Origin of the sequence: Bradyrhizobium sp. ISRA436, assembly GCF_029910015.1 — a bacterium.
In the GTDB taxonomy this organism is placed as follows: Bacteria; Pseudomonadota; Alphaproteobacteria; order Rhizobiales; family Xanthobacteraceae; genus Bradyrhizobium.
Map to the genome: position 1 here is coordinate 5,087,210 of NZ_CP094519.1, position 13,382 is coordinate 5,100,591.

Sequence of the window (13,382 nt, forward strand, 5' to 3'; positions counted from 1 at the left end):
AAAAACCATGAATGGTGGTTGCGCGCGAAGCGCCGATTGTGGCGCAATCACCTGACACTATTCAAGATCCTAGGCAATATGCCATGTCCCGGGCACCAGGCCGGGGCTGGATATCAAGTGAGCGTTGGCTAGCTGTCCGTTATCCCAGATCGACACCGCACCATTGTCGTTTTGCCACAGAATATCCGAATGACCGTTGCGGTCGAAGTCACCGATGCCGGCAATGTGCCAACTACTGGGAACAACGCCGGGATTAGCGATGATGTGGGCACCGCTGATCTGGCCATTGTCCCAAATCGAGACCGCGCCATTGTCGTTCTGCCACAGAATATCCGAATGACCATTGCCGTCGAAGTCACCGATGCCGGCAATGTGCCAATTACTCGGAACAACGCCGGGACTCGCGATGATATGGGCACCACTGATCTGGCCACTATCCCAGATTGACACCGCGCCGTTGTCGTTTTGCCATAGAATATCCGAATGGCCGTTACCGTCGAAATCGCCGACACCAACGATATGCCAACTGCTGGGAACGACGCCCGGATTGGCGATCCAGTGAGCACCGCTGATCTGGCCATTATCCCAAATGGAGACCGTGCCATCATCGTTCCGCCACAAGATATCCGAATGACCGTTGTCGTCAAAATCGCCAACGCCCGCAACATGCCAACTGGTGGGTACGGCTCCCGCAGCCGCAACCGTGTGGCTGGCACTCGGCTGGCCATTGTCCCAGATGAACACCGCGCCGCTGTCGTCGCGCCACAGGATGTCACTCTGGCCGTTACCGTCGAAGTCACCTATTCCGGCTACATGGGACGTATTGGCAACGGTGCCGGGATTGGCGATCCAGTGTGCGCCGCTCGACTGTCCGTCATTCCAGAGCGACACAGCTCCGTTGTCATTGTACCAAAGGATGTCGCTCTGGTTACCAGTATTGAACAAGCCGGTCGCATAATTCGCACTGGCGTTGCTTGTATCGATGTTGACCTGGAATGAAAGCAACCCGGACGTCACTCCGAACGGGTCCGAGACCGAATACTGAAAACCGTCCGAGGATACGCCGAGGCCCGTCTCGTGGTAAGTCAGGAGCCCGTCGTTGACATCCTGCTGCGTGAATGACGTCGCGACCGACCCGTTCAGCAACAACACGCCATGCTCAGGTGCATTCACAATCGTGTATTGCAGCTGTGCGGCACTGACATTATCGCTTGCGCTTAGAAGGCCGGATGTGATGGCGTAAGCAGCGCCGGTCACGACATTGAGCGGGTGAGCGGTGACTGAAACCGCCACGGCTCCGATCAGATCAGCCAGCTTGATCGCGACATTGCCGGTCAAATCGATGGTGAAATCGGGGGTCCCGTCACCATTGTTGTCGCCTTGGAGCACCGTCACGCCGAGCGCGCTGTTGTAGCTGTAGTCGAGTTCGTCCGTCTTATGGTCGAAGGGTGACAGCCCGATGAAGTCGAACGTCCCGATGCCGCTCAGATCAATTTTGTCCAGGCCCGAGATAAAATCCGTGATCAGATCATGCGTCCCGCTGGCTGGGGTCACGTCCCCGGTCGCAAACACGAAAGTGTCGGCGCCCGCACCCCCCGTCATGGTATCGACGCCGGAGCCGGCGACCAGGCGGTCGGCGCCGGCTCCGCCGATCATGGTGTCGCTGCCCGCACCGCCGACCAGCGTGCAGCTGGTGTCGTTTGCGATCAGCGTGTCGTTGCCGCTGCCGGCGATCGCCGTCTCGATGATCGTGTTGGTCGCGATCCCGATATTGTGGACCAGGCCGCCGATCGAGGAGAAGGCGCCGGGATGCAGGTCGATGGCCTGCGCGACGGAGTATCCGGAGCAGTCGAGCGTATTGCTGCCGCCGCTGTCATAGATCGTGAAAGCGGGCGGCTGGCTGTAGTTGGCGAAGTTGAAGATCGCGCCCGCGTTGCTGTTGAAACCGTAGACGGTGTTGCCTGTCCGCGCCGTGGTCGCCGCGCCGTAGATCGAGTCCACGGCATAGATATCGGCCATCTGGGGCGTGACGACGTAGCGGTACGAGCTTCCGGAGTAATTATCCTCCGAGAAGTACGACATGATCGAATATTGCCAGGTGTCGTCGGCGTAGATCGCGTCGGTTGCATAGCTCGCGCTGCCGTTGTAGGGGCCCTGGTGGCCGAGGCCGAGTGCGTGACCGATTTCGTGGATGTAGGTCTGATATCCGTAGCTGTCGATTCCGGTCTTGCCGTCGTAGGCACCGCCGTCGGTCGTGATCCAGTCCGAGCTGATGTCGACCGTCGCGGAGCTCATGATGCCCGAGCTGTTCCAGTCGGCGTTGGTCACGGCCGTCATCGAACCAGTGTCGATGAACGTGACGTTGGCACTGCCGCTGGTCTGAACGAAGCTCACGTTCGCGACCTCGTGCCAGGCTTCGAGCGCAGACAGCGCGAGCGCCTGCTCGGCAGCATTCAGGGCGCTGATGTTGAAGGTGATCGTATTCGAGGCCCAATGATGGGCGATCGTGTTGTTGTAGGCCCAGAATCCGTTGACGAGGTAATCGGCAAGCTGTGCGATCGTCGCCACCGGCTTGGTAGAGCTGGCGTTCGTGGGGGTGCTCGCTGAACTCGCGGCCAGCGGATATTGATCGCCGGGATCGCTAAGAAGAGCCGGGCCAGCCGCTATGGCACTGGACGTCGGCAATCCCGGGCCATCCCAACCATCAAAAGGGAAAATGCCGAGATCATCGGACAACGAATGGCCTTTTCGCATCACACCGACCGTACCTGGAAGTTAGTTGCCCTGGATGAATCGGCTGGCGAACCGATACAGGATAACACGCTGTCGTTTGCGGCAATCTTGCGGAAGCGTCATTGGCAAACCATTAAGATGTCCGCCCAAAACGCGATGATCTCCGAGAAGGATCGCCGGCAGGAACAGCGACCATCCCCCGGGTCGACGGCACCGTGGATTTGCGGATATCGTGCTGGCCACGGCGCGTTCCCGATCGGAACCGTCGCTCCGGCAGGCCACTCGTTTCCAGCCCTTGGGTAGCGGTTGGAATGCCCTGCCAAATTGTCTAAGCCAGACAGGCCGGAATCCGGAACGGCCCGCCAAACAAGAGGTGTTCTCAATGCCCTTTCCTCGCGCGTCCCAAGCCCTGTCCCGCTTCACCGTCCTGGATCTGACCCGCGTTCGTTCGGGGCCGACCTGCGTGCGTCAGCTCGCGGATTGGGGCGCCAATGTGATCAAGATCGATGCGCTGCTGGAAGACGGCGGCGAGCAGCCGGGAGGTCCGCGCGGTGGATCCGACTTCCAGAACCTCCACCGTAACAAGCGCGCGATGACCCTCAACCTGAAGGATCCGAAGGGGCTCGAGGTGTTCAAGCGGCTGGCCGAGCAGGCCGACGTTGTCGTCGAGAACTTCCGGCCGGACGTCAAGTTCAAGCTCGGTATCGACTATGAGAGCATCCGCAAGATCAATCCCCGCATCGTCTATGGCAGCATCTCCGGGTTCGGACAGGATGGCCCCTATCACAAGCGCCCCGGCTTCGATCAGATCGCGCAGGGCATGGGCGGCTTGATGTCGGTCACGGGCGCGCCCGGCGGCGGCCCGATGCGGGTCGGCATCCCGGTGGCGGACCTGACCGCCGGGCTGTTCTGCGCGATCGGCATCCTCACCGCACTGCTCGAGCGGGACGTGTCCGGCGAAGGCCAGTGGGTCCAGACCTCGCTGCTGCAGGCCCAGATCTTCATGCTGGATTTCCAGGCCGCGCGCTGGCTGATGGAACAGGAAGTGGCCAAGCAGGCCGGCAACAACCATCCGACCTCGATCCCGACCGGGGTGTTCAAGACCTCCGACGGCTACATCAACATCGCCACCACGGGGGGGCGGATCTGGGAACGCTGCGCCCAGGCGATCGGCGCGCCGGAGCTGATCACCGATCCCGATTACGCAACCGCGCCGGCGCGCTCCAAGAACCGCGATGCGCTGAACGCGAAGATCAACACGCTGACCGAGAAGAAATCGACCGAGACCTGGGTCCGCGAGCTCAACGAGGCCGGCGTGCCCTGCGGGCCGATCTATTCGATCGACCAGATGTTTGAGGATGCCCAGGTCAAGCATCTCGGCATCGCGCAGCACGTGCCCAATGACGAGAACCGGCACATTCAGCTCGTCGGACAACCCGTGACGCTGTCGCGGACGCCGAGCAAGATGGCGGCGCGGCCGCCGGAGTTCGGCGAGCAGACCGAGGAATTGCTGGCCGAGTTCGGCTTCGGCAAGGACGAGATCGCCGAACTGCGGCAGCGCAAGGTGGTCTAACCCTTACGCCCTTGCCGGCCGCACCAAGCGCGTGACGCCGGCAAAGGCCCTGTCGATCAAAGGCCAGAACAGCAGCACGATCGCGAGCGTCGTGATCGTGCCGACAAGCCCGTTCGACCAGAACACCTTCATGTCGCCGCCCGATCCGATCATCGACAGACGGAACGCGTCCTCGGCGCGATTGCCGAGCACCAGCGCCAGCGTGAACGGCGCAAGCGGGATGCCGATCTTCTTGAAGACATAGCCGACGACACCGAAGCCCAGCATCAGCCAGATGTCGAACATCGCATTCTGGATCGCGTAGGCGCCGATCGCGCAGGACACCACGATCATCGGCGCGACGGCCGCGAACGGCACGCGCAGGATCGAGGCGAAAATCGGCACCGTGGTCAGCACCAGCACGAGGCCGACGACGTTGCCGAGATACATCGAGGCGATCAGGCCCCAGACGAAATCCTTGTGCTCGACGAACAGCAGCGGCCCCGGGTTGAGGCCCCACACCATCAGGCCGCCGAGCAGGATCGCCGCGGTGCCCGAGCCGGGAATGCCGAGCGCGAGCATCGGTAGCAGCGCCGACGTACCGGATGCGTGCGCGGCGGTTTCGGGCGCGAAGACGCCCTCGATGCGGCCCTTGCCGAAGCTCGCCTGGTCCTTGGAGAAGCGCTTCGCCAGATTGTAGCCCATGAAGGAGGCCGCGATCGCGCCGCCCGGCGTGATGCCGAGCCAGCAGCCGATGAAGGACGAACGCACCAGCGTCACCCAGTATTTCGGCAGGTCCTTCCACACCGAGAGCACGACGCGAAGGCTGATGCCGGCGGCGTGTCCGCGCAGCGCCAGGCGCTCCTCCATCGTGAGCAGGATCTCGCTGATGCCGAACAGGCCGATCACCGCGACGAGGAAGTTGATGCCGCGCAGCAGTTCGGCGGAGCCAAACGTCATGCGCAACTGCCCCGAGACCGTGTCCATGCCGACGCCGGCGAGCAGAAGCCCGAGCGACATCGAGATCACCGTCTTGTGCTTGGCCTCGCGGCCGAGGCCGACGAAGGAGCAGAACGTCAGGAGATAGACGGCGAAGAATTCCGGCGGACCGAACTTCAGCGCGAATGACGAGATCATCGGCGCCAGGAAGGTGATCAGCACCACCGCAACCAGCGATCCGATGAACGACGACGTGAACGCCGCGGTAAGGGCCTCCGCCGCCCGGCCCTGCTGCGCCATCGGATAGCCGTCGAACGTGGTCGCGACCGACCAGGCTTCGCCCGGGATGTTGAACAGGATCGAGGTGATCGCGCCGCCGAACAGCGCGCCCCAATAGATGCAGGACAGCATCACGATGGCGGAGGTCGGGTCCATCGTGAAGGTCAGGGGCAGCAGGATCGCGACGCCATTGGGACCGCCAAGTCCGGGCAGCACGCCGACGAAGATGCCGAGCACCAGCCCGACCATCATCAGCAGCAGCGTCTTCCACGTCAGCAACACGGCGAAGCCGTGCAGCAGGAGACCGAAGGCTTCCATGTCCTGAGATCCCGTCGGTTTGCTAGCGGCCCAGAGCGGCTTCGAGCGGCCCCTTCGGCATGATGACGTCAAACACGATGTCGAAAGTCACGAACATCACCGCGGTGAAGACGAAGGCGGTGAGGAGAGACTTCCACAGCGCGATCTTGCCGACGAGGCGCATGAAGCCCGCAATCAGGAGAAAGCTCGCGACATAGAGCCCGAGATACTGCGTGGCGAGGCAGAACAGGAATGTCGGCACGAACACCGCCAGCACCCGGCGAAGCTGGGCGCGGGTGACGAAAGTCTCGGCGGCCTCACGGCGCGAGACAAAGGCCGCACCGAGGCCATAGAGGCTGGCTCCGCCGAGAATGACCGAGAGATAGAACGGAAAATAGCCGGGTTGCGGGCCGGTCGAGTCCCACGACGCGCCGGTGCGCCAATTGTCCCACCCCAGTATCACGGCGAGTGCGAGCAGCAGCAGCGACGTGACGACGTCGACGGCACCGGTGCTGACAACCGCGGGCGAGTCGTCCTCGGGCGCGGTCGGATCGTCGACGACGATATCAAGATCGGTATTGGACATGGATGAGACGGTCTGGGCTGCGAGGGCAATGATTGGGATAGCGTGCTGATACAATCACCGTCAATGCAGCCTTCAGCTAACACCGGAGCGTTCGGGAAACGCGCTCGCAAGTGCAGCACGATCCGCCTTGAGCACGCCGCGCTCGGTGATCAATCCCGTCACCAGCCTTGCAGGCGTCACGTCGAAACCGAAGTTCGCCGCCGGCGAGCCGTCCGGAACCACGCGCACGGTCTCGATCCGTCCGTCCGCCGTGCGCCCGGTCAGATGCGTGACCTCGCTGGCCGCACGCTGCTCGATCGGAATCTGCCTGACACCATCGTCGATACCAAAGTCGATGGTCGGCGACGGCAGCGCAACATAGAACGGCACGCCATTGTCATGCGCGGCGAGCGCCTTCAGATAGGTCCCGATCTTGTTGCAGACGTCACCATTGGCGGCGACGCGATCGGTTCCGACGATCGCCAGATCGACCATCCGATGCTGCATCAGATGGCCGCCGGTGTTGTCCGGGATCACGGTGTGCGGCACGCCGTGATGACCGAGTTCCCAGGCGGTGAGCGAGGCGCCCTGATTGCGCGGGCGCGTCTCGTCGACCCAGACATGAACCGGAATGCCGCTCTCATGCGCCTGGTAGATCGGCGAGGTCGCCGTGCCCCAATCCACGGTTGCAAGCCAACCGGCATTGCAATGCGTCAGCACGTTGACCGGCTCGCCCGGCTTCTTGGTTGCGGCGATCGCCTCGATCAGGCCAAGCCCGTGGCGGCCAATATCGCGGTTGATCGCAACGTCCTCATCGGCGATCGCGCGGGCGCGGGCATAGGCCGCGTCCATCCGTGCCGAGGCCGGAAGCGGCGCGAGCGCGCGCTGCATCTCGTCGATCGCCCATTTCAGATTGATCGCAGTCGGCCGGGTCGCAGCCAACATCTTACCCGCCCGGTCGAGGGCCGCATCGGACGTATCGCTGCGCATCGCCAGCGCCACGCCATAGGCCGCGGTTGCGCCGATCAGCGGCGCGCCGCGGACCAGCATCGAGCGGATCGCCTCGCCGGCCTCTTCCGTCGTCGTGATCCTGGCGACGATGAATTCATGCGGCAGCCGCCGCTGGTCGATCGCGCCGACCGACCAGCCGTCGGGCTCGAGCCAAATACTGCGAAAATGCTGTCCGTCCACCTTCATGTGCGCAACACCCGTCCGGCAACGGCATCAAGCTTGGCGAGAAGCGCGGGATCGCGCGCCGCGGGCGCCGTGATCAACGCGGCATCCAGCGCGCGGTCCGAACCGATCGGGCAAGGCTCGTGCTCGCGCGGGAAATCCCGCGCCAGACGCGCCACCAGCGCCTTTGCTCTCCCCGCGTTCGAATTGAGCACGCGGATGATGTCCTGCACCGTCACCGCATCACCGCCAGGATGCCAGCAGTCGAAATCGGTTACCATCGCCACGCTGGCGTAGCAGATTTCGGCCTCGCGGGCGAGTTTGGCTTCCGGCATATTGGTCATGCCGATCACCGAATAACCCTGCGCCTTGTAGGTCAGGCTTTCCGCAAGCGAGGAGAATTGCGGTCCCTCCATGCAGAGATAGGTGCCGCCGCGCGCAAATGCGATGCCCTCGGCCTCGGCCGCGGCGGCAAGATGCGCCGCGAGAAGCGGCGACACCGGGTGCGCCATCGACACATGCGCGACGCAGCCTCTGCCGAAGAACGAGCTCTCGCGCTTGTAGGTGCGGTCGACGAACTGGTCGACCAGCACGAAGGTGCCCGGCGGCAGGTCCTCCTTGAACGACCCGCACGCGGACAGCGCGACCAGATCGGTGACCCCTGCCCGTTTCAGGACGTCGATATTGGCGCGGTAGTTGATGTCGGAGGGCGACAGAGCATGCCCCGGCCCGTGCCGCGGCAGGAACACGATCGGCAGTCCCGCCATCTCGCCGCGCCGCAACGGCGCCGACGGCTCGCCCCAGGGGCTCTCGATCGCCTGCTCGCGAACGTTTTCCAGGCCGGGCAGGTCGTAGATGCCGGATCCGCCGATGATCCCGAGAACGGCTTTGGCCATGATCGCTCCTCACGGTTCAGCAACGGCGACGGAGGGTTGACCCAGCCCGATGGGCACGCCGGACGTTCGACCAATACTGCGGCGCAGTAATCACCGCGCGTCCGCCGCTTGCAAGGGCAATTCCTCCGGACGGCAAAACAAAAAGCAACAGTCCGCCGACAGCTGGCCGCTCAGGCCATGTGCCGGCAGGACCGCAGCGTCGGCCGCTACTTTGCGACGAACCCCGCTTCGTTCATCAGCGTGGCGTTTTGCTTGTCGTCATCCTCAAGGAATTGCAGCATATCCTTGCCGGTGAGGAAGATCGGTTTCAGCGCCTGCTTTTCCATGTACTCCTTGTATTCGGGCGTCTGCGTCACCTTCTGGAACAGGTCGACATAGAACGCCTGCTGCTCCTTCGTGACCTTGCCCGGCAGGAACATCGCGCGCAGCATCAGGTACTGCACGTCGAGCCCCTCCTCCCTGCAGGTCGGGATATCGTTCCACGACTGTGTGTCGGTGACCTTGGTCTTGTAGGAGATGCGCTCCTTGTCGAACACGCAGAGCGCACGAACCTGTCCGGCCCGCCAGACTTCGAGGTTCTCGCTGGGGTTGTTGACGTTGGATTCGGTGTGGCCGCCGACCAATTGCGTGGCGGCCTCGCCGCCGGACTTGTACGGCAGGTAGGAGAACTTTGCGCCGGTCTTCTGCTCCACGAACACGGTCAGCACGTGGTCTTCGCGCTTGGAGCCGGTGCCGCCCATCTTGAACGGCGCGCTCGCCGCCTTGGCCGCCGCGATGAAGTCCTTGACGGTCTTGGGACCGGACGCATTGTCCCACAACACGAACTGGTCGAGTGCGATCACCGACACCGGCGTCAGTTCACGCCAGTTGAAGGGAATCTTGGCCGACAGCGGCAGCATGTAGATCAGCGAATAGGCGATCAGCACCTTGTTGGGATCGCCCTCGCTGGATTTCATGTACATCAGCGCTTCGGCTCCAGACGCGCCGCCCTTCAGCGACACCACCATCGGCTGCTTCATCAGATTGTTCTTCTGGATCGCCGCCTGCATCATGCGCGCCATCTGGTCGGATGCGCCGCCCGCACCGGCCGCGACCACGATCTCGACCGGCTTGGTCGGCTCCCAGGCGAAGGCCGGCGCACTAAGCAGCATGGCGGCGATGGCAGCGGTGGCTTTCACAATCTGTCCCACGTGTTTCTTCCCTATTTATTCGTTCGGCTGAGCAAAAACCTGCAAGAATGGCGGGCCACGGCCATTGTGCGGATAATGGGTGTGAGTTCAAGCTGCGAACTGCCGCATCGGTTATGACTTTGGACTGAGGCAGTCGCGTCGTACCGAACCACGGAATGCGCACAACGGCGATGGAGTTAAACCCGCCATTTCTCCGATCGTCGTGCTGGCGAATGCCAGGACCCATGACCACCGCATTTGATTGTGAACGGGATCGTGGCCCCAGCGTCGCGCAACAATGAGCATTTGGGGTAATGGGTCCTGACATTCGCCAGGACGACAGCAAGTGTGTTGCGTTGCCCAACGTCACACTCCCGTCATTGCGAGAAGCTCGCGACAAAATTGCAAAGCAATTTTGCGCTGAAGCGACGACTTGTCCGCCGAAGCCTCGGCGAAGGCGGAAGCAATCCATCGCTCCGCATATGCAAAGCCCTGGATTGCGTCGCGTCGCTCGCAATGACAGGGGAGCATTATCGCTCCGCCCCGCCGTCATACCCCGCGCATGCGGGGTATCCAGTACGCTGCGGCATCTCGGGTCAATCACTGCTGCCTTGGAATACTGGATCGCCCGCTTTCGCGGGCGGTGACAGTCGTGGAGATATGGCTTCGCGTTCTCGCGGCGCGTTGCGTCCGAGCTTTGCACTTCGTTTCGCCCTTCTTGAAGCAGAGGGCGCAGGGAAAGCCGGGTGCCGATCGCACCCATGGGTCCCGTGCAAATGGAAAGCACGGGAAGTAGGACCACAGGTGAGACCGAAGAACACTCCGGCTTTCCCTGCGCGATGGTTTTACGGCTTATACGTGCTCTCCCCGGCGAGACTGGGCTTTGTTGTCACCGTCTTTGCAAAAGCGCTTCGCGCTTTGCAAGGAGACACCTGCCACTAAGGTTTGTACTCAATCAGATGTATAATTTTACGTGGAGATATGATTCAAGCTCTGCATTTGCGGGGCTTGGATCATGGCGGGCGAGTTTTGGTTGAATGATCGGCAGTGGGCAGCAATCGAGCCCTTGCTGCCGCAAAATCAGCCCGGCGCTCGTCGAGTCGATGATCGCCGCGTGATCAGTGGCATCATCCATGTGTTGAAGTCCGGCTGCCGCTGGCGCGATTGCCCGGCAGTGTTCGGCCCTTACACGACCGTCTACAATCGCTGGAACCGCTGGTCGCGGCGCGAGGTCTGGCGCAATCTGTTCGAAGCACTTCGGGGCCTGTCGCCCGATGACGACTTCCAGGCCATCGATTCCACGACCGCCAAGGCGCACCGTGCGGCGGCCGGTGGAAAAGGGGGGCGGAGGCTCAGGCCATCGGTCGTTCCCGCGGTGGCAGGACCACCAAGATCCACGCCGTCTGCGACAGTCTCGGACGCGCCATCGCGCTCGAAGTAACGCCAGGTCAGCGTGGTGACATCCGCGCGGCGCTGCCCCTGCTCAGCTCTCTGCCACCACCGCGTTGCTGTGCGGCCGACACGGCCTATGACGCGAACGAACTGCGGCAATTCCTCATCGAACGGGGAACAACCCCGGTCATCCCAAACAATCCCACCCGAAAACGCTTCCATCCGTTCGACCGCGCCGCATACAAGCGGCGCAACCTCGTCGAGCGCATGTTTTGCAGGCTCAAGGACTGGCGGCGCATTGCAACCCGCTATGACAAGCTCGCCAGAAACTTCCTCTCGGCCGTCAATCTTGCTGCCGCTATCATTTGGTGGACCTGATTGAGTCCGGACCTTAGTTAGGGCGTCAGGCCTGCACGACTTCGCCGTCCGCCGCAGTCACGCTCGTCAGCCGTGACAGCGGCGTCCACCGCATCCCGACCCAACACTCGTGACGATCACGAAGCGCCCCTCAAGCGGGTGAGACGGCCAAATCTATACACCGAATTTCACTTCTGGAAAACAGAAATATTTCACTCCGGGGGCTTGCGCCGTCGGGCAAATCAGTGCCAAGGGCGATCGTCATCCCGCGCGTCATGGTGGCGCGACAGCCTGCGCCGGATGCGGCGCACCGCAGCAAATTGCCTCACGAGCGGGGACCACGGGTTGACCACCTCAATGTCGACGGCAAGCGAATAACGTGGTACTGAAGTCTTTCTCGTACGTACGACAAAGTGAAGCGAACTTTTCAGAGGTCCGCGACAATTCCGCGGTCTGGCCGTCGAACCAGGCAGGGTGGCGTGTCCAGGGCGGGTTGTTTGATCGCGAGTGAGCGCGGGTAGCGGTCCATTGATGCGGCATACCGCGCGGACGCTTTCTTGGGGGTCATCATGTCCGAGACCCACGGCAACGGAAGTGAGCACGCCCACCACCACTCTGATCATCACGTCTGCGCCAATCTCTTCGGCTGCGGCGACGAGAAGGGCACGGGCATCATACGCGAGGACATCAAGGATGCCGCCTTCGATGATCGCGCCTGCGACGCTCTTCTCCATATGGACGAGGTCGAACAAGAGACGCTCGACGGCTATCTGTCGGCGCGCGGCCATTGGCGCCGCAAGTTCCTGCAAGCGAGCAGCTTCATGGGTGCGCTCGCCGCGGTCGAGCCATGGTTCGCGAGGCTGGCGCGGGCGCAGGAATCCGGCGCAATTCTAAAGCGCCAATCCCATGGTGGGGGCCGCGTCCACGTGGTTCCCTCGACGAAGGAGACGGTGCGGCTCGGTGTGTTCGACGCCAACCTGGCGCCCATTCTCACCATCGATTCGGGCGATATCATCAGCTTTCCGGATACCTGGTCGCATTTCCTCAATGAAATGCAGCCGGGCGTAACGATCGACAGGCTGGCTAAGCTGCGCGTCGATAATCCGGGTAAAGGACCGCATTCGATCATCGGGCCGATCGCCGTCAACAAGGCTGAGCCGGGCGACGTGCTGGAGGTCCGCTACGAGCGGATCCGCCCCTACCAATGGGGTGCCGTCTTCAACAATCCCGGCGCGCTGGGAACCGGCCTGCTGCCGCAGGACTATGCTCAGGGCCAGGTCAAGTATGTCGATCTCGACCTGCGTGCCATGAAGGCCAGGCTCCTGCCCGATATCACCATTCCGTTGAAGCCATTCCAGGGCACCTTGGGCGTTGCGCCACCCGATGGCTATTTCCCGCCCGTAAGTCCCGGCGTCACCAGCTCGGTGCCGCCGGGTCCGCACGCGGGCAATCTCGACCTCAGCGACCAGTCCGAGGGCTCGACGCTTTACATCCCGGTATGGAAGCCCGGCGCACTGATCTATACGGGCGATAGCCATGCGGTGCAGGGCGACGGCGAGATCTCGCTTACAGCCCTTGAGACACGCATGAAGGAGCTGCGCATCCAGGTTATTCTCCACAAGCAGAAGAACCTGGCCTGGCCGGTCGCCGAGACAGATGCACACTGGATTATTATCGGCCTCGACAAGGACCTGAACGCAGCGATGGCTCTCGCAGCGCGCAACGCCATCAAGTTTCTGGCGGCCCGGGCAAAGATCAGCGAGCTCGACGCCTACGCGCTGTGCAGCGTCGCGGTGAGCTTCCGCGTGACCCAGGTGGTGGACATCGTGCGCGGCGTCCACGCACTGATACCCAAGACCATCTTCGCTCCCCAACTCAGGCGCGAGATGACGGTGGTGTGAGGGGCGCGCCTGCAGCGACGACTTCCAGTCGTAGGTTATCTTGGACCGATTCGGCAAGTTTGCTGCCGGTCCATATCCGCTTCGCCCGCGAAAGCGGACCTGTAGGGGAAGATGGCGACGGGCGCCTCT

At 62.6% G+C, this 13,382-nt stretch carries 8 protein-coding genes and 1 pseudogene; 3 read left to right on the forward strand and 6 right to left on the reverse strand.

What is annotated here, in order from left to right; translation table 11 throughout:
- Positions 1-69: 69 nt before the first annotated feature.
- Positions 70-2,736: a M10 family metallopeptidase C-terminal domain-containing protein gene (locus MTX23_RS23920; RefSeq protein ID WP_280972633.1), complete on the reverse strand. Its 2,667-nt coding sequence runs from the start codon at positions 2,734-2,736 to the stop codon at positions 70-72.
- Between the two features lie 379 nt (positions 2,737-3,115).
- Here MTX23_RS23920 and MTX23_RS23925 point away from each other — a divergent pair, with 379 nt between their 5' ends.
- Positions 3,116-4,306 carry a CoA transferase gene (locus tag MTX23_RS23925; protein ID WP_280972634.1) on the forward strand — a complete coding sequence of 397 codons (1,191 nt, stop codon included), beginning with the start codon at positions 3,116-3,118 and terminating at the stop codon, positions 4,304-4,306.
- Between the two features lie 3 nt (positions 4,307-4,309).
- Here the strand turns inward: MTX23_RS23925 and MTX23_RS23930 are convergent, their stop codons facing one another.
- From MTX23_RS23930 to MTX23_RS23950, 5 genes are all read right to left on the reverse strand, one after another.
- On the reverse strand, positions 4,310-5,821 hold the full coding sequence (locus MTX23_RS23930) for a tripartite tricarboxylate transporter permease (protein ID WP_280972635.1): 1,512 nt from the start codon (positions 5,819-5,821) through the stop codon (positions 4,310-4,312).
- A 22-nt stretch (positions 5,822-5,843) separates the two neighbouring features.
- Positions 5,844-6,386, reverse strand: a complete 543-nt coding sequence (locus MTX23_RS23935) for a tripartite tricarboxylate transporter TctB family protein (protein WP_280972636.1) — start codon at positions 6,384-6,386, stop codon at positions 5,844-5,846.
- 72 nt (positions 6,387-6,458) lie between these two features.
- A complete protein-coding gene (gene mtnA, locus MTX23_RS23940) occupies positions 6,459-7,562 on the reverse strand; it encodes an S-methyl-5-thioribose-1-phosphate isomerase (RefSeq protein WP_280972637.1) in 1,104 nt (367 codons plus the stop codon).
- The gene (locus MTX23_RS23945; protein ID WP_280972638.1) at positions 7,559-8,434 is read right to left on the reverse strand and encodes an S-methyl-5'-thioadenosine phosphorylase; all 876 of its coding nucleotides are present in this window, start codon (positions 8,432-8,434) and stop codon (positions 7,559-7,561) included. Before MTX23_RS23945 ends, mtnA begins: the two co-directional genes overlap by 4 nt.
- A 206-nt stretch (positions 8,435-8,640) precedes the next feature.
- The gene (locus MTX23_RS23950; protein WP_280978164.1) at positions 8,641-9,585 is read right to left on the reverse strand and encodes a tripartite tricarboxylate transporter substrate-binding protein; all 945 of its coding nucleotides are present in this window, start codon (positions 9,583-9,585) and stop codon (positions 8,641-8,643) included.
- A 1,033-nt stretch (positions 9,586-10,618) separates the two neighbouring features.
- Between MTX23_RS23950 and MTX23_RS23955 the strand changes: the two are divergent.
- A pseudogene (locus MTX23_RS23955) lies at positions 10,619-11,373 on the forward strand (IS5 family transposase).
- Between the two features lie 548 nt (positions 11,374-11,921).
- Positions 11,922-13,253, forward strand: coding sequence for an acetamidase/formamidase family protein (locus MTX23_RS23960; protein WP_280972639.1), 1,332 nt, complete (start codon positions 11,922-11,924; stop codon positions 13,251-13,253).
- Positions 13,254-13,382: the final 129 nt, after the last annotated feature.